The organism is Amycolatopsis sp. CA-161197 (assembly GCF_050942255.1).
Lineage (GTDB): Bacteria > Actinomycetota > Actinomycetes > Mycobacteriales > Pseudonocardiaceae > Amycolatopsis.
Map to the genome: position 1 here is coordinate 4,136,634 of NZ_CP192059.1, position 23,498 is coordinate 4,160,131.

The window sequence follows — 23,498 nt, forward strand, 5'->3', positions numbered from 1 at the left end:
ACCCCCGGTGCCCGTCGAACGGCAGGAGATCGACCTCGATGTCGACGTGCTGTTCGGCGTGGTGCCGAGCCGCCGGCTCGACGCGTCGCTGGAGACCGTGACCGCGCTCCACAAGAAACACCGGATCCGGCGCGGCCTCGTCTGTTCGTTGCGGGGCGCGTTGTTCGACGCCTGCACCGGCAACGACGAGATGCGCAAGGCCCGGGAACGAGCGGAGTTCGTCCCGGTCGGCGCCGTCGACGTGCGCGACGCGCTGACCGCGGAGGCCGAGATCGAGCGGCTCGTCGAGTCCGGGGTGCGGCTGCTGCGGCTCTTCCCGCCGGAGCAGTGGGTCGAGGCGGACTCGCCGGGGCTGGCGCACCTCGTGGATGTCGCGGTCGGCCACGGGATGGTGCTCCTGACGAGCGGGGACCTCAGCAGCTTCTGGCGGCCGTTCGCCGGCCGCGGCGCGCGCGTGTGTTTCCTCGATGTACACGCCTACCGAGTGGCCGACTTCGTGGTGCTCGCCCGCCGCGAGCCGGGGTTCGTGGCCTCGACGCGGATGCTGTGCGGCCCCGACTCCATCGAGCGGATCGCGGGGGAGGTGGGCGCGCACCACCTGGCCTACGGGTCGCGCGCTCCGCTGCACGACGTCCTGCCCTCGGCGCTGCGGCTGCGCACGGCCGCGCTCGACGACCGGGAATGGCGGCAGGTGGCGGGCGGCACCGCTGCGGCGTGGCTGGTGGACCCGGCATGATCATCGATGTCCACGGCCACACCGGGCCCTGGTTCTTCAGCACGGAAGTGGGGAGCGTCGAGCTGAACCTCGCGTTGATGGACCGCTACGGCATCGACCGGCAGGTCGTCTCGGCGTCGGAGGCGGTCACCTACGACATGGTCTCCGGCAACCGGCGGCTGGCGGAGGTCCTCGAAACGCAGCCGCGCCTGCTCGGCTACGTCGTGGTGAACCCCAACGACCTCGCCGCCGCGGCACGAGAGCTGGAGAAGTACCGGCCCACGGGAAGGTTCGTCGGGGTCAAGGTGCACACGACCTACCCGGGCCGGCCGCTGATGTCGCCGGCGGTCCGCGACGCGCTGGGGCTGGCCGCCGAGGCCGGGCTGCCGGTGCTGGTCCACACGTGGGACGAGACGGTGCTGGGACTGGTCGACGTGCTGGAGCGGTACCCGGACCTGCGCGTGATCGCCGGGCACATGGGCGGCCCGGCGTGGCGCACGGCCGTCGAGGCGGCCCGCCGCAGCGACCGGCTCTACCTCGAGCCGTGCTGCTCGATCACCGACCGCGGCCGGTTCCGCTACGCGCTGGACCGCGTTCCGCTCGGGCAGATGCTGTTCGGCACCGACAGCACCCTGGTCGATCCCGCCATCGCGATGGGCGTGGTGCTGGAGGCCGACCTCACCGACGACGAGTACGAGCACGTGATGGGGCGCAACGCCGCCCGCCTCTTCGGCCTCGAGGCCGGGACGGACCCGGCCGCATGAGACCCGGCTCCACCAAAGCCGCCGCGGTGCTCGTGCTGACCGCCGCTTCCCTCGCGGCGTGCGGCGGGGACAGCGGCGACGCGGTGACGTTGTGGATGAACCCGGTCATCGACGATCAGGCGCAGAGCCGGGCCTTCTGGCAGAAGGTCGAGAGCGGCTTCGAACGCGAGTGCGGCGTCGACCTCGACATCGAACTGGAGCCCTGGGCGGGCCGGGAGGAGAAGCTCGGCGCCGCGCTCATGGCGGGCGACGGCCCGGACGTCGTCCTGCTGCAGTCGGACATGATTCCCCAGTACGTCGCCGAGAAGACGCTGCAACCGGTCGACGACGTGCTCGCCGGCAGCGAACGTGCGTACTCGCCGCCGGTGCTCGACGCGCTGCGGGTGGCCGGGCAGTCCTACGGCGTGCCGCTGTACCGGACCGTGACGACCACCGTCTACAACCGGAAGCTGTTCGCGGACGCCGGAATCACCCGGCTCCCGCGGACGTGGGACGAGGTCGAGGCGGACGCGCCGAAGCTCGCCGCGCGCGGCGTCCCGATCGTCGACTACTCGGGTTCCACCGAGGAGCCGCTGAACCTCACCTTCTACCCGCTGCTGTGGCAGGCCGGCGGCCACGTGTTCACCGCAGACGGCACGAAAAGCGCGTTCGCGGGGGCGCAGGGCGTGTCGGCGCTGAAGTTCCTGGTCGGCCTCGAAGCCGTGCACGGCCTGCCGGACGACGTGGCGACCAAGCGCAGCGGCGTGGCCGAAGACGCCGTGGCCACGGGCCGGGCCGCGATGTCGCCCGCCATGACCGAGGCCGCGGCCCGCAACGTCATTGCCGCGATCGGCGCGCAGAACACCGTCGTCGGCGCACCACTGCGGGACCGCAGCGAGGTGACGTTCGGGACGCCCGGCGCGGTGTCGTTGCTGCGCGGCACGAAGAAGCCGGCCGAGGCACGGGAACTGCTCGCCTACCTGACGTCCCCGGAGCTGGTCGGCGAGCTCTGCGCCGACTCCGGCTTCTTCCCGCCCTGGCCCGACGCGTCGCCACCGGCGGGCGACGACGTGCACCGGAGCTTCGCCCGGGCATTGCCGTTCGCCTCGGCCGGCGACGCCCATCCCCAGGCCCGCAAGGTGATGGGCCTGCTCGCACCCCACCTGCAGGCCGCGTTGCTCGGCGAGAAGACCCCGGAGGCGGCGCTCGCCGACGCCGCCGAGGAGGTCGACGCGTTGCTCGGCAGCGGGTGATGGCGCGATGGCGGGAGTCCTTGACGGTGCTCGTCTTCCTGCTCCCCGTGCTGGTGCTGTTCGCCCTGTTCCGGTTCCTGCCGATGCTGGGCGCGGTGGGCTTGAGCGTGTCCGACTACCACCCGGGCGGCGGCTCGCGGTTCGTGGGCGCGGCGAACTTCGTCAGCCTCGCCCACGACGAGATCTTCCTGGGCAGCCTGCGCACCACGCTCGGCTACGTCGCCGTCTACGTGCCGCTCACCGTCGTGGTGGCGCTGGGCACCGCGGTCCTGCTGCACGCCGTGCCGTGGGGCCGCGGCCTGTTCCGCGCGGCGCTGTTCGCGCCGTACGCCACCAGCTTGGTGCTGAGCGGCGTCGTCTGGCGCTGGGTCCTCGAACCCACCGGGTTCCTGCAGCACCCGGCGCTGGTCCTGCCCACGCTGGCCGTGGTCGGCGTCTGGAAAGGCTTCGGGTACGCGATGCTGGTGCTGTTCGCGGGCATCCGGAACGTCCCCGCCGACTGCCTGGAGGCGGCGAAGGTGGACGGCGCCAGTGCGTGGCAACGCTTCCGCCACGTCCTGCTGCCCGCGCTGCGGCCGGCGGTGTTCTTCGTCGTCGTGGTGGAGACCATGGCCGCCTTCCAGGTGTTCGACACCGTGTACGTGATGACGGGCGGTGGCCCGGTGCGGGCCAGCTACACGCTCGCGTACGCGGTGTACGACTACGGGTTCCGGTACTTCGACGTCGGCGCCGCCGCCGCGATCGGGGTGGCGCTGTGGGCGATTGTGCTGCTGGTGTCGCTCACCCAGCGCCGGGCCTTCGAGCGGAACCCGTGATGCGCCACGGAATCTGGCCGGTCGTCCTGCTGACCCTGTCCTCGCTGGTGGCGATCGGCCCCTTCGTGGTGATGCTGGTCGTCGCCCTTTCCCCGGGCAACGCGCCGACGATCCCGTACCGGCTGCCCACCTCGCTCACCCTCGACAACCTCGCCGAGGTGCTCTCGACCGAGAGCTTCCTGCGCTGGACGCTCACCACGGTCGTCTACTCGGTGGTGTCCGTGGTGGCCGTGCTGCTCTCGTCGTCGATGGCCGCGTACGTGTTCGCCAGGAAGCGGTTCGCCGGCCGCGAAGTGCTGCTGTGGTCGATGCTGTCGACGATGATGGTGCCGTTCCAGGCGCTGCTGATGCCGTCGCTGGTGGTGATCGCCCAGCTCGGCTGGTCCGACACCTACTGGGGCCTGATCGTCCCGACGCTGGCCAACGCCCAGGCCGTGCTGTTGCTGCGGCAGTTCATCCGGGCCCTGCCCGACGAGGTCTTCGACGCCGCGCGGGTCGACGGCGCCGGCGACTGGCGGGTGTACCTGAGCATCGTGCTGCCGTTGTGCCGTCCGGTGCTGGCCACGCTCGCCGTGTTCGTGTTCCTGTGGCACTGGAACGACTTCCTGTGGCCGCTGGTCGTCGGGCACTCCGACGCGATGCGCACCCTGACGGTCGGGCTGTCCACTTTGGAGTCCGGGAACCCGACCGCCGGCGAGCTGATGTCCGCCGCCACGATCACCGGGCTGCCGTGCCTGCTCGTCTTCGTGGTGCTGCAGCGGCACCTGACGAAGACGATCAGCTTCACCGGCCCGGGAGGCTGAGCCCGAGGTCGTTCAGCGCGGAGAGGGCGCGGGCGTTGTGCAGCGGCATGCTGAGCCGTTCGAACAGGCGCGAGGCCTCGTCGAAGCAGGCGGCGGCCTCGTCGAGGCGCTGGTTGCGGTGCGCCACCCAGCCGAGGCTGTACAGGGAACAGGCCTTGCCGACACTCTCGTCCTCGGGCGAGAACACCGTCAGCGACTGAGCCATGAGCTGCGACGCCCGGTCCGCGTCGCCGTGTGCGGCGCAGGTGGCGGCGAGCACGTGCAGGGCCAGCGCTTCGTCCCGCGGGCAGGAGGCCGCGCGGAACAGCTCGACGGCTTCGACCAGCGCGCGCTCGGTCGGCTCGCGGTCGCCCCGGGCCTGGTGGTGCAGCCCGAGGCTGAACAACGTGCACGCCTGGCCGTAGCGGCTGCCCAGGCCGCGGAAGGTCGTCAGCGCGCGGTCGAGGCACTCGGCGGCCGCCTCGAGGTTTCCGCGGTTGCGGTGGACGATGCTCAGCGCCTGCAGGGCGAAGGCCTCGCCACTGGCGTCCGCGCACCGGCCGAAGGCGGCCCGCGCCTGCCCCAGCTCGGCCGCCGCCTCGTCGTGCTTGCCGTGGTAGAGGTGCACGCTGCCGAGGCCGAGGTTCGAGTAGGCGTGGCCCCGGATCTCGCCGATCTCGGCGAAGATTCCCCTTGCCTGCTCGAAGTGCTCGCTCGCCTCGCCGTAGCGGTCCCGGTAGAACGCCAGCGCGCCGAGGCCCTGGTGCAGGATCGCCCGGCTGCGCCGCGCCCCGGTGGCCACGGCCGCCGCCAGCGCGAGCTCGTGGGTGTGCCGCCACAGGTCGTAGTGGCTGCGCAGGTCGAACAAGGTGGTCAGCGCGCAGGCGAGGTCGCACGCCAGGGCCGTCATCTCCAGCGCGAGGGCCTGGTCGACCACGGCGACGAGCGCTTCCCGCTCGGCGTCCAGCCACACGAGGGGATCGGCCGGTTGCTCCTCGGCCGTCGGCGGTCGCCCGGACGTGAGCTGAACCTTGAGGAACCGGCACGGCAGACCCGCCTCCGCGCGCACCGCCCGGTCCAGCCAGGCGCCGAACGCCCGGCGCAGCGCGGCGGTCCGGTCGGCGGGCGACTCGACGGCGTTGGCGCGTTCGCGGGCGAACACCCGCAGCAGGTCGTGGAAGCGGTAGCGGCCCTGACCGGCCGGGTCGGTGCCGGCGAGCTCGACCAGATGGACGTCGGCGAGGCCGTCGATGATGTCTTCGGCGGCCGACAGGTCCACCTCCAGCAGCGCGGCGACCACCCAGGCGGGGAAGTCGGGCACGTCGAGCAGGCCCAGCAGCCGGAAGGCCCGCTGCTGCACCTCGTCCAGCCCCTCGTAGCTCCACGCCAGGCTGGCGCGCGCTTCGAGGTCGTCGATGCGCAGCTCGTTGAGCCGGGTGCCCTCGTCGGCCAAACGGTCCGCCAGCCGTCCGACCGTCCACTGGCCGCGGCGGGCCAGCCGGGACGCGGCGATGCGCAGGGCCAGCGGGAGGTTGCCGCAGTAGCGCGCCACCGCGGCCGTGGCGTCCGGCTCCGCGCTCATGCGCGCCGGGCCGGCGATCGACGACAGCAGCCGCACCGAGTCCTGGGGGCCGAGCACGTCGAGGTGCACCGTCCGCGCGCCCACCAGCTGCACGCGGCTCGTGACGAGCACGGCGGACCCGGCCGAACCCGGGAGCAGGGGGCGGACCTGGGCCATGCTCGTGACGTCGTCGAGCACGATCAGCACCGGCCGCGCGGCCAGCTGGGACCGGTACAGCGCGGCGCGGGCCTCGAAGTCCTCCGGCACCGCGTGGGGGTGCACGCCGAACGCGACGAGCAGGTTCGCGAGCACCGTCGCGGGTTCCTGCGGCGCCGATCCGGCACCGCCCAGCCGGACGTAGAGCTGACCGCCGGCGAAGTGCTCGCCGACCTCGTGCGCCACCCGGATCGCCAGCGCGGTCTTGCCGACGCCCGCCTTGCCGGTGATGGCGGCCACCGCCGACCTCGACGGCCGGATCAGCAGGCCGCACAGCTCGGCCGTTTCGGCCGCCCGCCCGGTGAAGTCGTCGATGTCGGGTGGCAGCTGCATCGGCCGCACGCTGTGGTCGGCCTCGGCCGGCTCACCGCTGAGGATCACCTGGTGCAGCTCCTGGACCGGGCCGCACGGCTCGACGCCGAGCGCGTCGACGAGCACCTCGCGCAGCGCGTGGTACGTCTCCAGGGCTTCGGCGCGCCGGCCCGCCCGGTGCTGGGCGAGCATCAACCGCTGCCACAAGCCTTCCCGCAACGGCAGCTGCCGCACCAGCGCCGCCAGCTCGGGGATGAGGGTGCTGTACTGGCCGACTGCCAGGCGCGCGTCGGCGAAGTCTTCGCGGGCCGCGGCGGCCGTCTGCTCCAGCCGCACCTTCTCGGCTTCCAGCCACCCGGCGCAGGGAACGTCTTCCAGCGGGTCGCCGCGCCACGCCGACCACGCGTCCTCCCACACCGCCACGGCCTTGACGGTGTCGCCGGAGGCCAGCGTCGTGCGCGCTTCCTCGGCCGCCGCCTGGAAAACGTGGCTGTCCAGCTGGTCGGGCTCGACGAGCAACCGGTACCCGCCACCGTCGGTGACCAGCAGGTCCCGAAGGCCGATCTCGGCGAGGTCGCGCCGCAGGCGGCTCACGTAGGTGTGCACGTTCGCGACGGCCGAGTTCGGGGGACACTCGCCCCACATCGCCTCGACGAGACCGGTGAGACCGACCGGCTGACGGGTACGCACCAGCAGCGCGGCGAGCAGCGCCCGCTGCCGCGGCCCCGCGGACTTCAACGGCCGGCCGGCGTTCGTCACGCACAGCGGGCCCAAGATCCCGAACCTCGCGGTGTTTCCCACAGCTCCCCGCCCAAGCTGAGCAAACGACAACGCAGCGTAGCAGAGAAGGCACCCGCAGCGCTCGTCCTCCGGCGCTGCTCTGTAGGCGACGTGTAGGGGCTGTGTAGGGGCGGCTGTCTAGATTCCTCCGGGCTCACGAACGCGGCCACCTCGCGTCGGCTCTTCGTGACCCAGTGGTTCCGGTGCGGGTGGTGGGCCGTCGACGAGGGGGACGGTCCGCCACCCGCCCGTGTCGAGCAACCGGGACGGCCACGGCCTTGGCCTCGGAGGAACGCATGAGAATCCGCGCACAGCGGGCCCGGTCCGCTGCCGCCGTCGTGGCCGTGGCGCTGACCCTGACCGGGCTCGGTGCCGCACCGGCAGTCGCCGCGCCCGCCGCGACCAGCCAGGACTTCGGCCCGACGGTCATCACCGGCGTTCCCCACGCACCCGACCTGCAGGCGAAGCCGCCCGAGAAGCCGACCCAGAAGGTCGTGCCGCTGGCCACCATCAGCACGCAGCTCGACGCCGGCGCGACCGCTTACGTCTACTCGGAGCTGCGCGCCTGGAACGCCGACCAGGCGAACCTCATCGACAACGAGATCCGGTGCTCCGGCGCGGGCGCGTCGAACGTCGTGATGGGGGAGAACGTCCTCCCGGCCACCAACCCGAACCCGGCGCTGCGCGACATCACGATCGTCAACCGGTTCCTCGTCACTGCGTCGACGACCGGCGCCCTGAACTGCACGCTGTACCTGCGGACGGCGTCGACCTCGCCGTCGGTGGCCCAGGAGACCGTGGCGGGAACCCTGCGGTTCGCCTCGACCGCCGTCGGCGGCGACGTGAACGGCACGGCCATGCAGCGGTCGCTGCCGGCCGGGAACCTGCCCGTCACCACGAGCACCGTCGCCCCGATCGTCAACGCGACGATGCCCGCGGGCTACCGGAACCTCGCCGTCATCGCGGACGTCGAGTACCACCGCGGCCCCGAGCCGACCCCGGACAGCAAGATCCACTACTCCACCGCCCGCTTCACCCTCACCGTCACCACCTCCGGCGGCCCGAACTGCGCGAGCGCACCCGTCGCCCAGACCGAGGAAACCGTGGTGCGGGGCGTCAACCACGCTGCGATCCCGCTCTACACCAAGGTGCCCGTCAACCCCGGCTGCACACAGCTCAGCGCCAAAGTGACGACCACCCACCTGGGCGGCAACCCCGGCACCGTCGGCGGCGCGGCCCCCGGCCTCACCGACCAAACCGGAGTCAACGGCTCGACACCCAACCACACCTCGGCGATGACGCACCTGTTCGTGGTGCCCAGCTGATCGCGGCCGGATGAATTGCGGGGCCCGAGGAGTTTTCTCGGGCCCCGCAGTTTTTTGTGTAGTTGTTTCGGGAATTGGCTGTAGAACGCGTGTAGTGGGTTTGTAGAACTGGTCGGTAATTTCGGGATCGCTACCAGGTTCGATCCTGGCGTGGTACTTCCGCACCACGCGGAGTCGGCCGTGAGAAAAGGAGGGCTCATGATCAGAAAGATCATCGCGACGTTGGGGATTGCGGGGGCGGCGGTGCTCGGGTTGGCGGTGCCGGCATCGGCACAGCCGCAGGCTGCGCCCGACTGTCAGAGCAATGACGGATACGGCACGATCGTCGCGACCGCGCCCGTGTCGGCACTGACCGGCGGCACGCGGGTCGGCACCGTGGAACTCTGCCGGGACAGCGCGTATCGGTACTGGGCGTTCGTGATCTACAGCAGTCCTATGACGGCCAGCGAGTACGCCCAGGCCTACCTCCAGACCTACCGTGACGGCTCATGGGTCAGTGACGTCACGTGCGACAACACGGCAACGGGCGGCAACGGCCACGTCGCCCCGACGCAGCGCCGCTGCTGGACCCCGAAGGTCAACGGGGTCAGTGGGCATTACACCTTCCGGGCACGGTCGGACAAGTTCAGCAGCCACAGTGGCGCCTTGCTGGCTTCCGGTTACACCGCCCTCACCCGCTGACCGGAGGCCGGGCGGCGATTCGCGCCGCGAAATGGTGAACGGCCATGACCATTTTCGCCGAACCGCACAGATCTCTTGCCGCCGCTGGTTGCCCTGGCGTGGACACAATCCGCAGGGGAGAGGGATATGGCGAAAACACTGCTGGCAAAGCTCGGAATCGCGGTGCTCGCGACCGGCACACTTTGTGCCGCGGGTGCGACGGCCGCCTCGGCCGCACCGGCCGTGCCGCGGACGGCGTTGAGCTGTGAGCTCTACCTGGCCGGCGCCGGGTACGTCGTCGGTCCGAAGTCGACGAGCGTTTGCAATACCGCTGCCGACGGGTTCCCGGCCTTGTGTGAAGTGGGGTTGGAAGCCATCAAGGTGTCCGCCACCGACGCGCGGCGTGCGTGCGCGTTGGGAGCGCAGTGAACTGACACGTGGCCGGCCCGGGAACGGGCCGGCCACAGTCCTTCCGAGGGCCCCGCTGCTCACCGGTACACGACATGCACCGCCTTGGTTTCGGTGAAGCTCAGGAGTTCCTCGACGCACTCTTCGCGGCCGATGCCGGAGGACTTGAAGCCGCCGAAGGGGGTGCCGACGTAGTGGCGGGAGGAGCCGTTGATCCAGACGTAGCCGGCTTCCACGGCGGCGGCGACGCGGTGGGCGCGGCGGACGTCGTCGGTCCAGACGGCGGCGGTGAGGCCGTATTCGACGCCGTTGGCGATCGCCACGGCTTCGTCCTCGGTGTCGAACTCGAGGACGGACAGCAGCGGGCCGAACACTTCCTCCTGGGCGACCCGCATGTCGGGGGTGACGCCGGTGAACACCGTGGGTGGCACGATCAGGGCCTTCCCGACGCCTTCGGCCGGGGCGCCGCCGGCGACCGCGGTGGCGCCGTCCGCGCGGGCGATGTCCAGGTAGCGCAGAACCTTGGCGTGCTGCTCCTGCGACACCAGTGCGCCGACGTCCGTGGCTTCGTCGAAGGGGTCGCCGATGCGCAGTTCGCCGATCAGCCGGACGATTTCGGCCACGACCCGCTCGCGCAGGCTGTGGTGCACGACGAGCCGGGACGTCGAGCCGCACGACTGGCCGGACCACGAGAAGTTCATCCCGCGCACGGCCGACTCCGCGACGGCGATCGGGTCGGCGTCGGGGAAGGCGATCAGGGCGTTCTTGCCGCCGAGTTCCAGGCTGACGTCCTTCACACCGGTCTGCGCGGCGGCTTCCTGGATCTTGCGGCCGGTCGCGGCGCTGCCGATGAACGCGATGCGCCGCGTGTGGGGGTTGCGCACGATCGCGTCGCCGGTGGCGGGACCGGCGCCGGTCAGGATCGACACCACGCCCGCCGGCACGAGGTCGGCGATGAGCTCACCCAGCCGCAGCGCGGACAGGGGCGCCTGGTGCGGCGGCTTCAGCAGGACGCAGTTGCCCGCGACCAGCGGCGCGGCGATCTTGCCCGCGGCGAACATGATCGGGTGGTTGTAGGGCACGATCCGCGCGACGACGCCGATCGGCTGCAGCGTCGTGTAGTGCACGGCGCCTTCCGACGCCGGGATGGTCTGGCCCGTCAGGGCGTGCGCCGAGTCGGCGAAGAAGTCCAGCATCGCCGCGCCCGCAAAGGCGTCGGAGCGGGAGAGGCGGATGATGTTGCCGCCGTCCAAGGTGTCGAGGGCGCGCAGCTCGTCCGCGTGCGCGCGGACCCGGTTCGCGATCTCCCGGACGACGGCGACGCGTTCGGGCAACGGCGTGGCGGCCCAGGCCGGGAAAGCGGCTCGGGCCGCTCGCACAGCCGCGTCGACGTCGGCGGCGTCCGCGTCCGGCACGGTCGCGATGACCTCGCCGGTCACGGGCGACGGGTTGGCGAAGGTCGCACCGGAACGTGCGGGCACCAGTTCGCCGCCGACGAGCAGCCGCCAGTCGTGGGCGCGCGTCGACTCGGTCAGCTCCTCGGCTCGTCGCGCGGCGGGCGCGACCACGGTCTCGGTCATCGGGTTTCCTCCAAGGGTTCGTCGGTGGCGCCGGCCGTGCGCAGCAAGTACTGCCAGCCGGCTTCGATCTGGGTGGGGTTCCAGCACTCGGCCCGTTTCGCCGCGCACTCCGCGGCGTCGGACCAGCCCCGCAGCTCACCCGCGGCCATCGCGGTGAGCTGGGTGCGGCACGCCCGGTCGAGCAGCACCGCGTGCATCACGGCTTCGGCGACGGTGGCGCCGACGGCGACCAGGCCGTGGCGTGGGAGCAGGAGCGCCCTGGCGTCCGCGAGCGCGCCGGCGACCGCCTCGCCGAGCCCGGCGCTGCGGATCAGGCCGCCGGTCCCGGAAAACCGGGGCACGTCGGGCTCGCTGAACAGGACCCCGTCGTGGTCGAGCGCGCGCAGCGGCACGCCGAGTGCCGCGAAGGCGGTGGCCGCGCGCGGGTGGGTGTGGACAACGCAGCCGACGTCGGGGCGGGCTCGCAGGATCTCCGTGTGGATGGGGTACTCGATGTGCCGCTTTCCCGTGCCGTCGAGGACTTCGCCCTGAGGCGAGACCAGCACCACGCGGTCGCGGGTGATCTCCTCGAACCCCCAGCCCGACGCCTTCGTCCAGACGCCCCGCCCGGCCGGGTCCCGCAGGGCCGCGTGACCCCACACGAGGTCGCCCTGGCCCGCGGCGGCGAGCGCGTGGTGGGCGAGCACCACCGCTTCGGCGGGGTTCACGACCGCGCCTCGGCGAGTGCCGGCTCCACGACCGGGCCGGTGCGCCGGCCCTGCGCGGCCAGCATCGCCATCACCAGCGCGGCGACCAGGGCACTGGCGGCGAAGGCGAAGAAGACGCCCCGCGGCGCGAGCCCGGCGGCGAGGATGGCGCCGCCGAGCGCGGGCGCGAGCACCGCACCGGCCCGGCCGGTCCCGTTGGCCCAGCCGACGGCCGACGCGCGCATCCGGGTCGGGTACGAGTCGGCGACCGACGCCAGGATCAGCGTGAGCGCCGTCTGCGTGCTCGCCCCGATCACCGTGATCGTCGCCAGCAACGTGCCGGTCTGCTGCGGCCCCGCGGCGCAGACGAGGATGCCCGCCGCCGTCAGCGCACCGCAGACCGCGGCGACGACCCGCAGTCCCCAGCGGTGGGCGGCCAGCACCAGCACCAGCGAACCGGCGATGGCTCCGGCGTTGAGGCACAACGAAAACGTCAGCGCCGAGCCCAGCGGGTAGTGCAGCTCCCGCATCAGCGTCGTGAGCCAGGTGTTGAGCCCGTACCAGGTGAGCATGTTGGCGAACGTGGCCACGGCGAACAGCACGGTCAGCAGGGCGCGGCGTTCGCGGAACAGCGCGGCGAACGTGGTGACGGCGGACGGCCGTGGCGCGGCGACGGTGTCCTGCCGGGTCCCGAAGCCCGCCGATTCGGGCAGCCGCACCAGTGACAAGACCAGGATCAGCAGTGAGATCGCCGCGCCGACGAGGAACATCAGCCGCCAGCCGTGCGTGCCCAGCAAGCCGATGCCGAGCAGGGACGCGGCGGTGCCGCCGAGGGGAATGCCCGCCATCAGGATGGTGACGACGAGCCCGGTGCGGCGGCCGGGGCTGTACTCCTTGACCAGCGCGACCGCGGCGGGGATCACCGCCCCCATGCCGACACCGGTGAGCAGCCGCGCGCCGCCGAGCTGCCACGGCGCTTGGGCGAGCGCGCTCGCCGCGGTCCAGAGCGTGAACCACGCGACGGACGCGTTGACGAAGTTCCGGCGCCCGACCCGGTCGCAGACGGGGCCGCCGGCGAGGGCGCCCACCAGCATGCCCAGGTACACCAGGCTGCCGATCGAGCCCGCACTCGTGCTGGTCAGGTGCCAACCCGGCTCGGCGACGAGCTTCGGCAGCAGGGCGCCGTAGACGATCAGGTCGTAGCCCTCGGCCACGACGATCAGGGCGCCGAGCACCACCACCTGCCACGAGCCGGCCGCGGCGGCCCCGGGTCTCGGTTCTGTCATCACGAACCCCTCTCCGCTGAGTCCCTCGGACAGTAGTGTCCCTAAATTCGAGACACAAGTCCTTGTTTGTAGGACAAGCTCTGCTACCGTCATCTCGACGACAGCGAGACCGGACGGAGGTGGCCCGTGGTGACACGGACCTGGCAGACACCGATCACGACCGACGTGGTGGTCGTCGGGGCGGGCCCCGTGGGGATGACGGCTGCCGCCCTCCTGGCCGCCCGCGGAGTCGGTGTGACGGTGCTGGAGCGCAACGCGTCGACGAGCGACGAGCCCAAGGCGATCAGCATCGACGACGAGGCGCTGCGCACCTTCCAGGCGGCGGGGCTGGGCACTCGGCTCGAGCGGATCATCGTGCCGGGCACCGGCACCCGGTACTACGACGCGGCGGGCCGTGCCGTCTTCCAGGCCCGCTCCGGCTGGCCCTACCGGCTCGGGCACCCGTTCAAGAACCCGTTCGCCCAGCCCGACCTGGAGCGCGAGCTCGCCGAGCACCTGCGGGGCCGCGCCGAGGTGACGCTGCGGATGAGCACCGACGTCGTCTCGCTCGACCAGGACCCCGCCGGGGTCACCCTCGCCACCGCGGACGGCGAGACCTTCCGCGCGCGCTACGTGCTGGGCTGCGACGGCGGCCGTTCGACGGTGCGGGAGCAGTCGGGCGTCCGGATGTCGGGGCGGAGTTTCGACGACGTGTGGCTGGTCGTGGACGTGCTCGGCGACCCGCACGACGAGCGCTACGGCATGCACCACGGCGATCCGGCGCGGCCCACGGTCATCGTGCCCGGCCGTGGCGGCCGGTGCCGCTACGAGTTCCTCCTGCACGAAGGCGAGGGCGAGGCGGGCGCCCGGCCGCCGTTCGAGCTGATCGCCCGGCTGCTGCGCCCCCACCGCCGGATCACCGCCGACCAGGTCGAACGCTGCGTCGCCTACAAGTTCCACGCCCTGGTCGCCGAGCGGTTCGCGCACGGCCGGGTGTTCCTGCTGGGCGACGCGGCGCACATGATGCCGCCGTTCGCCGGACAGGGCCTGAACTCCGGCATCCGGGACGCGGCCAACCTGACCTGGAAGATCGCGGATGTGCTGGCCGGGCGGCTCGACGGGACGGCGCTCGCCACCTACGACGCCGAACGCCGTCCGCATTCGCGGGCCACCGTCGCGCTTTCGGTGCGGCTGGGCCGGATCGTCATGACCACCGACGCTCGTCTCGCCGAGCGGCGCGACCGCGTCGTCGAGCGGATCCTGCGGGAACCGGAAGGCCGTGCCTACTTCGAGGAGATGCGGTACCGGCCCGCTCTGCGCTACCTCGACGGGCTGGTCGTGCCCGCACCGGCGAACGGCCCGGCCGCCGGCGTGCCGTTCGGCCAGCCGCGGGTGTACGACACCGGGACCGGGCGCACCCGGATGTTCGACGACGTGCTCGGCTCCGGCTGGGCCCTGCTCGGCGTCGACGTGCCCGCGGCCGTGCTCGCCGGCGCGGCGGCGCAGATCTGGCCGCTCGAACCGGTGGTCGCGCTCGTTCCCGGGGGCGACCGGCTGCCCCGCGAGACCGGGGGAGTGCGGGTGCTGGTCGACCTCGACGGCGCCCTCGACCGGGAAGCCGAGCCCTACCTCGGACGCGTCGTGCTGCTGCGGCCCGACCGCTTCGTGGCGGCCACCTGGTCAGCCGCCGAGGTTTCCGCCGAGGTTTCCGCCGGCGGCCCCGGGGCCGGTCTGGCCGCGCTGCACGCCACCGCGCGTGAGCCCGCCGGCGCGCCCCTGCCCGCGGCCGGATGAACCACCTGCCGCTTCGAACCACCCCGGCCCGGCTGCGGTGCCGGCGGCCCACGAGAGGAATCGAGATGACCACACCGACCAGGACAACGTTCGCGGAGGGGGCCGCCGCGGGCAGCCTCCGGCGCACCGCCACGTCGCACCTCGGGCTGTGCGTGCCCGACGTCGCGGCCGCCGCCGAATTCTACGGCCGCATCCTCGGCCTGCGCCCGCACGGCGAACTGCCCGACGGCGGAGCACGGCTGGGCTGGGGCAGCGGGCACCACGTGCTCGACCTGCGCCCGGGCGAGCCGGCCGTCGATTACATCGCCTTCGAGGTGCGCGACGAGGGTGGCCTCGACGCTCTGGAGAAGCGGCTGCGCGAGGCGGGTGCCGCGGTGCGCCCGCTCGACGGCGATCTGCTCGACGAGGCCGAGCCCGGCACCGCCGGGTTCGCGACCACCGACCCCGACGGCCTCACCGCGCACTTCCACGGTCCGGTCCGCCGCGCGGGCGAGCACGGCGCCGACACGGGCCGGCGCCCGGTCAAGTACCAGCACGTCACCCTGGCGACCGGCGACGTCGCGCGCAAGGTCGCCTTCTACACCGACGTGTGCGGTTTCCGGATCTCCGACCAGCTCGCCGACGGCCGCTTCGCCTGGCTGCGCAGCGACCGCGACCACCACACGCTGGCGGTCGTGGCGTCCCCTTCGGACACCGGGCTGGACCACTACTCCTACGACCTCGCGGAGTGGGAGGACTTCAAGACCTGGTGCGACCGGCTCACCGAGGAGGGGGTCGACGTCACCTGGGGCCCGGGCCGGCACGGTCCCGGCAACAACCTGTTCGTCTTCTTCGACGACCCCGCGGGGCACCACATCGAGCTGTCCGCGGAGATGGAGAAGTTCCACGACGACCGGGTGACCTACGGCGCGCCGCGCCGCTGGGAACCCGTCCCCGCCAGCGTGAACCTGTGGGGCGGGCAGCTCGCGAAGTGGCGCAAGACCTCGGAGGGAAACTGACATGCGGTACGTGACGTTCGAACACGCCGGCACGCGCCGGATCGGCCGGGTCGACGGCGACCTCGTCCAGGCGCTGGCCGGGCCCGCCGAGCTCGGCCGGGACACGCCGGCCGACGTCCTCGCGACGCTGCGTCCGGAGGGCGGCCCCGTCGCCCTCGCCGACGTCCGGCTCCTGCCGGTGGTCCCGCACCCGGACAAGATCTTCTGCGTCGGGCTCAACTACCACGCGCACGTGGGGGAGACCGGCCGCGACCTGCCGACCTACCCGGTCCTGTTCACGAAGTTCGCCGGCAGCCTCGTCGGCGCTTCCGACGACATCGTGCTGCCGCCGGAAGCGCAGCAGGTGGACTACGAAGCCGAGCTGGTCGTGGTGATCGGCAAGGCAGGCCGCCGGATCTCCCGGGAAGCGGCGCTTGAGCACGTGCTCGGCTACACGGTCGCGAACGACGTGACGATGCGCGACTACCAGTACAAGACGCACCAGTGGCTGCAGGGCAAGGCCTGGGACCGGTCCACGCCGCTCGGGCCCGAGCTGGTCACGCCGGACGAGGCCGACGTCTCCGCCGCCCCGGTGTCGACCGTGCTGAACGGGGTGACGCTGCAGTCGTCGGACACCTCGAAGCTCATCTTCGACATCCCGACGCTGGTGGCCACCGTCTCGGAGTTCACCGAGCTGCTGCCCGGCGACCTGATCCTCACCGGCACCCCCGGCGGGGTCGGGTACCGCCGCGACCCCCAGGTGTTCCTGCACGACGGCGACGAGGTCGTCGTCGAGGTGGGCGGGGTCGGGAAGCTGGTCAACCGCGTGCGCGCGGAGGTCGCGCAGGTGCCGGTCCCCGCGGCCGCGCGGAATTGACACCCGACAGCTGAGCCGGGCCGGGCAGGTGCGTCACGCCCGGCCCGGCTCAGCCGTCGGCGGCGGACAGGCGGTTGCTGATCGTCTGCGCGGCGCGGCAGACCTCGGTGCGGATCTCGTCTTCGCCTTGACGGGAGACCCGCGAGGCCACGGCCGCCACGCTCACCGCCGCGACCACGCGCTGCTCGCCGTCCCGGATCGGGGCGGCGACGCCGAGGACGTCGTGGTCGAGCTCGGAGCGGGTGATGGAGTAACCGTCGGCGCGGATCTGCTCCAGCCGTGCCATCAGGTCGTCGACCTCGGTCAGGGTGGCCGCGGTGAAGCGCTGCAGCCGGGAGCCTTCCAGCAGGGCCCGGGCTTCGGCGGGGTCGGTCCAGGCGAGCAGCACCAGCGCCGAGGCGCCGGCGTTCACCGGCAGCGTGCTGCCGCGCTCGTAGGAGATCCGCACCCGGTGGGTCTGGGACTCGGCGCGGTCGAGGCACACGACCAGATCACCGACGCGGCGGGTGAGCAGCACGGTTTCGTTGACCGACTCGGCGAGCCCGGTGAGCACCGGCATCGCGATCTCGGACAGGCCGTAGGTCCGCCGCGCCAGCCGGGCCAGTTCGAGCAGCCGCAGCCCGAGCCGGAAGCCGCCGCCCGGAGCTTCCTCGAGGTAGCGGTTCGCGACGAGCGTCTGGATGTAGCGGTACCCGGTCGACCGGGCGACCCCCAGCTGCGCCGCGACTTGCGTGCCGGTGATCACGGGCGTGTCGTCCCCGAACATGCCGAGGATCTCGAGGGCGCGGTCCGCCGTGGAGTTCCGCTCCCGGTAGCCGTTCGATCGCGACTGCTGTCCTGACATACGGGAATCCTAGCGGTTACGTGGCCGGCCCGTCACCACCGGCCCGGCGGGTCCGGCGGTTTTCTCAGAACGGGTATCGCGGAGGCCGCCCGCGCACGGTGACCCATTGCTGCTCGGTGAAGGCTTCCAGATTCGCCGCCGTGCCGCCGTGGCGGGCGCCGGTGCCGGACTCGGCGACCCCTCCGAACGGCGCGGTGGCCTCGTCGTTGACCGTCTGGTCGTTGATGTGGGCCAAGCCGCTGGGAATCCGCTCCGCCAGCGCCATGCCCTTGGCCACGTCGCGGGTGAGGATACCCAGGGAGAGGCCGTATTCGGTGCCGGCGGCCAGCCGGGCGGCCTCGTCGAGGTCGGCGAACGCCACGACCGGGGCCACGGGACCGAAGACTTCCCCGGCGTACGCGGGTGCCGACAGCGGAACGTCGGCCAGCACGGTCGGCCGGTAGAACAGGTCCTCGTAGGTGCCCCCGGCCAGGAGCCGGGCCCCGGCGCCGATGCTGTCGGTCACGATCCGGTGGATCCCGTCGCGCTGCCCGGCATCGATGATCGGTCCCACCGCGACGGGGCCGCGCGGGTCGCCGACCGCCAGCTTGTCGGCGTGCTCGGCCAGCAGCTCCGCGTAGCGCTCGGCCACCGAGGCGTGCACCAGGTGCCGGCCACTGGCCATGCAGATCTGGCCCGCGTGGTGGAAGGTGCCGAACGCGCCGGCCGACGCGGCGAGGTCGAGGTCGGCGTCGTCCAGCACGATCAGTGCGGAGTTGCCGCCGAGTTCCAGGTGCACGCGCTTGAGCCGGCGGGCGGCCGCGAGCGCGATGGCCTTGCCCGCGCGGGTCGAGCCGGTGAACGCGATCACCCGGGTCTGCGGTGCCTCGACCACGGCGGCGCCCGCGTCGGCGCCCCCGGGCAGGACGTGCAGCAGCCCTTCGGGCAGGCCCGCCTCTTCGAAGATCCGCGCGAGCACGACCCCACCGCACACGGCGGTGCGCGGATCGGGCTTGAGCACCACGGCGTTCCCGAGCGCGAGCGCCGGTGCCACGGCGCGCAAGGCCAGCACCACCGGGGCGTTGAACGGGGAGATCACCCCGACGACCCCGACCGGCAGCCGGCGCGAGAACGAGAACCGGTCCTGGTGCGAGCGCAGGACTTCCCCGTAGGGTGCGGCGGCGAGCGCCGCGGCGGCGTGGCACTCCTCCGCTCCGCCCTCGATGGTCTGGACTCCGGCGAACGCCCGCACGGCGCCCGACTCGCGCACCAGCCAGGTTTCGATTTCCTCGCGGTGGTCCTCGAAAAGCCGGCCCGCGCGCCGCAGCACCGCCGCCCGGTCCTGATAGGGCAGCGCCGCCCAGGCCCGCTGAGCCTGCGCCGCCCGCGCGGTGGCGCGGTGCACGTCGGCGGCGGACGCCGCGCCGACGTGGCCCAGCACCGCGCCGGTGGCGGGCTCGACCGAAGGGATTTCCCCGTTCTCGCCGGGAATCCAGCCGCCGGAGAAGATCCGGCCGGTCCAGCGGGAAGTCTCGAGCAAGTCCGTCATGGCGTCCTTTCCCTTGTGCGGCCCGGTTCAGAGTTCGGCACCGGCGGCGGCCAGCAGTCCGCGCAGCTGCTCGTCGGAGGATTCGCGGACGTTGTTCGCCCGGAACGGATGCCCGGTGCTCGCGGTGACCATCGCCTCCGCCTCGGCCCGCCCCACGGAGCCGGGGGAGAACCGCTCCGCGAACCCGACCGTCTCGTAGAGCCGCGGCAGCTCGGTGACCAGTTCCGTGACCGCCCGCGGGGAGAACCCGGAGTTGAAGCGGGCCACGTGCGGGAGCAGCACCCCGTTCTGGAGGCCGTGGGGCAGGTGCACCGAAGGAGCGGTGGACAGGGCGTGCACGAGGGTCAGACCGCTGTTGCCGCAAGCCATGTTGGCCGCGCAGGCCGCCTCCAGCAGCCACTGCAGCTCGTGGTCGTTGCCGCCTTCCGCGTTGCGGCCGGACGCGGCTCCGTCCACTGCGGACGCGAGCAGGTCGAGCACGTCGCGCGCCGCCGCGATCCCGAGCGCGCGGGTGAACGACGAACCTCGCCGCGCCCATTGGGCCTCCAGTCCGTGGGAGAGCGCGTCCAGGCCCGCGTACAACATCGGGGCCTGCGGCAGCCCACGAAGCACGGTGCCGTCGAGCAGAGCGGTGCGCGGCTCGCACCCGGGCGAGCGCACCACGAGCTCCTCGGGGCGGCCGGCCTCGTGCAGCACCAGAACCTGCGACACCTCGCTGCCGCTGCCCGCGGTCGTCGGCACCGCGAGCGTGGGCGCGGGGGTGAGCGGAACCCGGCCGACGCCGGCGTACCGGTCGATCGGCTCGTCGTTGGTGAGCCGGATGGCGACCGCCTTCGCCGCGCCGAGTGCGCTGCCGCCGCCTACCGCGACCACGCTGTCGCAACGGTGCCGCCGCGCGGTTTCCGCGGCCCGCTCGGCCTCGGCGACGTCCGGATCGGGGTCGATCGCCACGGTCACACCGATCAGCCCGGCGTCGACCGGGCGCAGCACCGTCGCCAGCAGGCCCGCGTCGATCACGCCCCGGTCGGCGACCACCGCCACCCGGCGGGCGCCGAGGGCCGCGAGCTCGTCGGGGAGCAGCGCAAGGCTGCCCAGGCCGCTGACGACGCGGGTGGTCACGCTGAACGTCGGGATCATGACAGCACTCCTGCTTCCCGGGCGCGCCGGGAGAACAGCGCTTCCGCGTTGGCCGAGTCGATCTTCGCCCGCAGGGGCCCGTCGAGCTGGTCGGTGGTGTCGAGCCGCTCGGCGAGCCGCGCGCAGGCGTCGGGTGGGGTGAACGGGTAGTCGCTGCCGTAGTGGATCCGGTCCGGGTCCGCGACCGACAGCAAGGCGTCGAGCATTTCCCGGACGGGAGCTCCGGCGAGGTCGAAGTGCAGTGCGCGCAACGCGTCCCGCATGCTCGGCGGGGTCCCGCCGCCTTCGGCCAGCAGGGGCAGCAGCAGCTCGATCCGGTTGGCGAGGATCGGCAGCGCGGCGCCCGCGTGCGGCACGATGACCCGGAGGTCTTCGTGGCGCCGCAGCACATCGGACAGCACCAGGTCCGTGATCGAGCGCGTGGTCTCGAACAGGAACTCCAGCATGGGCCGCGGGTAGCCCAGCGCGAGGTGCCCGGCCTCGTACGGCGTCGTGGGGTGCACGAACACGGGCACGCGCCTTTCGGCGGCGAGCGCGTACAGCGGCTCCAGCGCCGGGTTGCCGAGGTACTGGCCGTGGGCGTTGGTCTCGAGGACGATCCCGTCGGCGCCGAGGCGGCCCAGCGAGTGGTGCGCCTCGGCGACCGCCGCGTCGACGTCCGGCAGGGGCACCGACGCGAACCAGCCGAACCGGCCGGGGTACCGGGCGGCGAGCTCGGCGGCTTCCTCGTTGCAGCGCCGGGCGAGCCCGGCGGCCGCCGCGTCGTCGCCGAAGTGCACCCCCGGCGAGGAGATGGACAGGTAGGACCGCGAGACCCGGAGCCGGTCCATCGTCTCCAGCGCCTCCTCGGCGCTCCACTCCGGGATCGCCTTGATCCCGTCGGGCCGGGCGTGCCCGGCCGCGACGAGGGCCTCGCGGTAGAAGCCGGGCACGAAGTGCGCGTGGACGTCGATCCTGCTCATCGCGGTCACCGCCCCGGCGTCACGACGTCGGCGGCCACCGGCAGCGCCCGTTCGAGCTCGCTGGGCAGCCAGGTGTAGCCGTCGCGATCCCGGCGCAGGTGACCCAGCCCCGGGAACGGGAAGTGGTAACCCAGCACGGCGTGCCGGCCCTCGTCGACCAGCTCGTAGATCCGCCGCCGCTGCGCGGTGGCGCCGGGGCCGTCGAAGTCGAACTGGAACGCCCAGTCCGGCCGTTGCAGCAGCAGGACCTGGTGGTGGCACAGATCGCCCCAGCACACCATCGTCTCGTCGCCGCTGGTGATCGTGTACACGACGTGCCCGGGGCTGTGGCCGGGCGTGGCGACGGCGCGGATGCCCGTGGCCACCTCGTCGCCGTCCTCGACCCAGCGGATCCGGCCGGCCTCGGCGTAGGGCATCAGGTTCTTGTGCGCGCCGCGGAAGTGGTCCTTGCGGTGCTCGTCGGGCGCCGAGCCGACCTTGCCGAGATCGGTCCAGTGGTCGAACTCGGCTTTGCTGACGGCGAGGACCGCGTTGGGATAGACGGGGCGGCCGTCCGGATCGACGAGCCCCCACGCGTGGTCGGGGTGGGCGTGGGTGAGGGCGATGACGTCGATGTCGGCGGGGTCGATGCCCGCCTCGCGCATCGCCGGCACGGCGTGTCCGGTGCGCGGGCCGAAGAACCCGCGCCCCAGCGCCGGATCGGTGCCGACGCCGGTGTCGAACTGAACCAGTTCCGAGCCGGTGTCGACGATCAGGATGTTCTCGTTGAGCCGCACGTCTTCGGGCGAGAGGTGGTGGTCGGTCAGCAGCGCGTCGACCTCGGCGGGGTCGGCGGCGGGGAAGTTGCCGCGCGCGGGGCCCATCTCGAGCATGCCGTCGCTGACGACGGTGCATTCGAAGCCGCCGAAGCGGAACCGGGCGTAGGGCGCGGGGCGGTCGGTGGGCGGGTGGGTGCTCATGTCTCGGTCTCCTCGGACGGACGGGTCAGTGGGTGACGGGCAGGGGCGGGCGGGCGGCGGACCCCGCCGCGCGGGCGAAGACGGTGATCACCACGAGCGCGAGCAGCGCGGAGGCGCCGTAGAGGGCGAAAACGCCGTAGGGACCGGATCCGGCGAGCACCGTCCCGCCGAGCACGGGACCGAGCGCGCCGAAGTACGACATGCCGTTCGTCCAGCCCATGGCGGTGCCGCGGGCGGAGGCGGGGAAGAGGTTGCTCACCGCGGCGTTGACCAGGTTCGCGGTGGAGTGCCCGCCGACGCCCATCAGGAAGATGCAGGCGTACAACACCGGGAGGGACCGGCCCCCGACCAGGACCCCGGCGAGCCCCACGACGGTCGCGGCAGCGGTCACGGCGCCGACCTTGAGCGGGCCCCACCGGTCGGCCCAGCCGGCCGTGCCGAGCGAGCCGATGATGGCGCCCGCCGTCAGCGTGAGGGAGAAGGCCAGCGCCGAGGTCAGCGGGTACTGCAGGGCGCTCATCGTGCCGACCAGCCACACGTTGAGGCCGAACCAGGTGAACATGTTGGGAATGGCGACCGCGGCGGCGAGCACCGCGAACAGGACGCCCCGGCCGGAGAACACGGCCCGCAAGGTGGAGCCGCGCCGGTGGTCTCCGGACTCGCGGCCGGCCGCGGTGCGCCGGGGCTCCAGCCGGAACGCGGCGGCGACCACGAGGATCACCAGCGTCAGCACCGCGCCGAACTGGAACATCGGGCGCCATCCGAACGCCGGCATGATCCCGATGCCGAGCAGCGCGGCGAGGGTGCCGCCGATCGGGATCCCGGCCATCGTCACGTTCACGACGAGACCGACCCGGTGCGCGGGGGCGTGGCCGCGGGCGATGGCCAGCGCTGTGACGACCGCGCCGCCGACCCCGAGCCCGGAGACCAGCCGGGCGATGCCGAGCCCGCTGCCCGAGCCGGCCGAGCCCGCCGCGAGCAGACCCGCGCCGAACACCGTGATGCAGACCAGCAGCACGGGCTGGCGGCCGATGCGGTCGCCGAGCACGCCTGCGCCGAACGCGCCGAAGAACATGCCGACGTACACGAGACTACCGACGACACCGGCCGACGCGGGCGTGAGCCCGAGCGAGCCGTCGGCCAGCAGCAGCGGCACGACGGAGCCGTACACGATCAGGCTGTAGCCCTCCATGATCGTGACGACGGTGCAGATGAGGACGGCCACGGCCGTGCCGGCTTCCGGGCGCGTGCGCCGCTCGCGGGGCGGGGCGGGCGCGGGGGCTCCGGCGAGCGGAGATCGGGCGGGTACGGCCATCGTG

21 protein-coding genes are annotated in these 23,498 nt (G+C 72.8%); 11 read left to right on the forward strand and 10 right to left on the reverse strand.

Annotated elements, in window-relative coordinates:
- Positions 1–7: 7 nt before the first annotated feature.
- From ACQPXB_RS19790 to ACQPXB_RS19810, 5 genes are read left to right on the forward strand one after another with little or no spacing between them, the layout of a single operon-like run.
- Positions 8–736: a hypothetical protein gene (locus ACQPXB_RS19790; protein ID WP_432854269.1), complete on the forward strand. Its 729-nt coding sequence runs from the start codon at positions 8–10 to the stop codon at positions 734–736.
- Positions 733–1,479 (forward strand): amidohydrolase family protein, encoded by a 747-nt coding sequence (locus tag ACQPXB_RS19795; protein ID WP_432854272.1) that lies wholly within the window; start codon positions 733–735, stop codon positions 1,477–1,479. Before ACQPXB_RS19790 ends, ACQPXB_RS19795 begins: the two co-directional genes overlap by 4 nt.
- On the forward strand, positions 1,476–2,711 hold the full coding sequence (locus ACQPXB_RS19800) for an extracellular solute-binding protein (RefSeq protein ID WP_432854275.1): 1,236 nt from the start codon (positions 1,476–1,478) through the stop codon (positions 2,709–2,711). The genes ACQPXB_RS19795 and ACQPXB_RS19800 overlap by 4 nt, the downstream gene beginning before the upstream one ends.
- Positions 2,711–3,526, forward strand: a complete 816-nt coding sequence (locus ACQPXB_RS19805; protein ID WP_432854278.1) for a carbohydrate ABC transporter permease — start codon at positions 2,711–2,713, stop codon at positions 3,524–3,526. Before ACQPXB_RS19800 ends, ACQPXB_RS19805 begins: the two co-directional genes overlap by 1 nt.
- A complete protein-coding gene (locus ACQPXB_RS19810; protein ID WP_432854281.1) occupies positions 3,526–4,329 on the forward strand; it encodes a carbohydrate ABC transporter permease in 804 nt (267 codons plus the stop codon). The genes ACQPXB_RS19805 and ACQPXB_RS19810 overlap by 1 nt, the downstream gene beginning before the upstream one ends.
- Here ACQPXB_RS19810 and ACQPXB_RS19815 read toward each other — a convergent pair.
- Positions 4,310–7,171: a BTAD domain-containing putative transcriptional regulator gene (locus ACQPXB_RS19815; protein WP_432854283.1), complete on the reverse strand. Its 2,862-nt coding sequence runs from the start codon at positions 7,169–7,171 to the stop codon at positions 4,310–4,312. The genes ACQPXB_RS19810 and ACQPXB_RS19815 overlap by 20 nt on opposite strands.
- Positions 7,172–7,473: 302 nt before the next feature.
- Between ACQPXB_RS19815 and ACQPXB_RS19820 the strand changes: the two genes are divergently transcribed.
- The 3 genes from ACQPXB_RS19820 (at position 7,474) to ACQPXB_RS19830 (ending at position 9,591) form a co-directional block, all read left to right on the forward strand.
- The gene (locus tag ACQPXB_RS19820) at positions 7,474–8,502 is read left to right on the forward strand and encodes a hypothetical protein (RefSeq protein ID WP_432854286.1); all 1,029 of its coding nucleotides are present in this window, start codon (positions 7,474–7,476) and stop codon (positions 8,500–8,502) included.
- A gap of 198 nt (positions 8,503–8,700) precedes the next feature.
- The gene (locus ACQPXB_RS19825; RefSeq protein WP_366581699.1) at positions 8,701–9,183 is read left to right on the forward strand and encodes a hypothetical protein; all 483 of its coding nucleotides are present in this window, start codon (positions 8,701–8,703) and stop codon (positions 9,181–9,183) included.
- A 126-nt stretch (positions 9,184–9,309) separates the two neighbouring features.
- Positions 9,310–9,591 carry a hypothetical protein gene (locus ACQPXB_RS19830; protein ID WP_432854289.1) on the forward strand — a complete coding sequence of 94 codons (282 nt, stop codon included), beginning with the start codon at positions 9,310–9,312 and terminating at the stop codon, positions 9,589–9,591.
- Positions 9,592–9,650: 59 nt separating this feature from the next.
- Here ACQPXB_RS19830 and ACQPXB_RS19835 read toward each other — a convergent pair whose 3' ends face one another.
- Genes ACQPXB_RS19835 through ACQPXB_RS19845 form a run of 3 tightly spaced genes read right to left on the reverse strand, consistent with a single transcriptional unit; the run spans position 9,651 to position 13,122 of the window.
- Positions 9,651–11,150 carry an aldehyde dehydrogenase family protein gene (locus ACQPXB_RS19835; protein WP_432854292.1) on the reverse strand — a complete coding sequence of 500 codons (1,500 nt, stop codon included), beginning with the start codon at positions 11,148–11,150 and terminating at the stop codon, positions 9,651–9,653.
- Entirely contained in the window at positions 11,147–11,857 is a 711-nt protein-coding gene (locus ACQPXB_RS19840; protein WP_386955243.1) for a class II aldolase/adducin family protein, read from the reverse strand. Before ACQPXB_RS19840 ends, ACQPXB_RS19835 begins: the two co-directional genes overlap by 4 nt.
- Positions 11,854–13,122: an MFS transporter gene (locus tag ACQPXB_RS19845; RefSeq protein WP_432854295.1), complete on the reverse strand. Its 1,269-nt coding sequence runs from the start codon at positions 13,120–13,122 to the stop codon at positions 11,854–11,856. The genes ACQPXB_RS19840 and ACQPXB_RS19845 overlap by 4 nt, the downstream gene beginning before the upstream one ends.
- Before the next feature lie 129 nt (positions 13,123–13,251).
- Between ACQPXB_RS19845 and ACQPXB_RS19850 the strand changes: the two genes are divergently transcribed.
- The 3 genes from ACQPXB_RS19850 (at position 13,252) to ACQPXB_RS19860 (ending at position 16,749) form a co-directional block, all read left to right on the forward strand.
- Entirely contained in the window at positions 13,252–14,895 is a 1,644-nt protein-coding gene (locus ACQPXB_RS19850) for an FAD-dependent monooxygenase (RefSeq protein WP_432854298.1), read from the forward strand.
- A gap of 65 nt (positions 14,896–14,960) precedes the next feature.
- On the forward strand, positions 14,961–15,893 hold the full coding sequence (locus ACQPXB_RS19855) for a VOC family protein (protein ID WP_432854301.1): 933 nt from the start codon (positions 14,961–14,963) through the stop codon (positions 15,891–15,893).
- Position 15,894: 1 nt separating this feature from the next.
- Positions 15,895–16,749 (forward strand): fumarylacetoacetate hydrolase family protein, encoded by an 855-nt coding sequence (locus tag ACQPXB_RS19860; protein WP_432854304.1) that lies wholly within the window; start codon positions 15,895–15,897, stop codon positions 16,747–16,749.
- A 49-nt stretch (positions 16,750–16,798) separates the two neighbouring features.
- Here ACQPXB_RS19860 and ACQPXB_RS19865 read toward each other — a convergent pair whose 3' ends face one another.
- The 6 genes from ACQPXB_RS19865 to ACQPXB_RS19890 all read right to left on the reverse strand — a co-directional run bounded on the left by ACQPXB_RS19865 (position 16,799) and on the right by ACQPXB_RS19890 (position 23,494).
- Positions 16,799–17,593: an IclR family transcriptional regulator gene (locus ACQPXB_RS19865; protein ID WP_366581707.1), complete on the reverse strand. Its 795-nt coding sequence runs from the start codon at positions 17,591–17,593 to the stop codon at positions 16,799–16,801.
- Between the two features lie 64 nt (positions 17,594–17,657).
- Positions 17,658–19,121, reverse strand: coding sequence for an aldehyde dehydrogenase family protein (locus ACQPXB_RS19870; RefSeq protein ID WP_432854307.1), 1,464 nt, complete (start codon positions 19,119–19,121; stop codon positions 17,658–17,660).
- A gap of 27 nt (positions 19,122–19,148) precedes the next feature.
- Positions 19,149–20,258 carry an iron-containing alcohol dehydrogenase family protein gene (locus tag ACQPXB_RS19875; protein WP_432854310.1) on the reverse strand — a complete coding sequence of 370 codons (1,110 nt, stop codon included), beginning with the start codon at positions 20,256–20,258 and terminating at the stop codon, positions 19,149–19,151.
- Complete coding sequence (locus ACQPXB_RS19880; protein ID WP_432854313.1) at positions 20,255–21,220, reverse strand: amidohydrolase family protein; 966 nt, start codon at positions 21,218–21,220, stop codon at positions 20,255–20,257. Before ACQPXB_RS19880 ends, ACQPXB_RS19875 begins: the two co-directional genes overlap by 4 nt.
- A 5-nt stretch (positions 21,221–21,225) precedes the next feature.
- Positions 21,226–22,179: an MBL fold metallo-hydrolase gene (locus ACQPXB_RS19885; protein WP_432854316.1), complete on the reverse strand. Its 954-nt coding sequence runs from the start codon at positions 22,177–22,179 to the stop codon at positions 21,226–21,228.
- A gap of 25 nt (positions 22,180–22,204) precedes the next feature.
- Entirely contained in the window at positions 22,205–23,494 is a 1,290-nt protein-coding gene (locus ACQPXB_RS19890) for an MFS transporter (RefSeq protein ID WP_432854319.1), read from the reverse strand.
- Positions 23,495–23,498 lie beyond the last annotated feature (4 nt).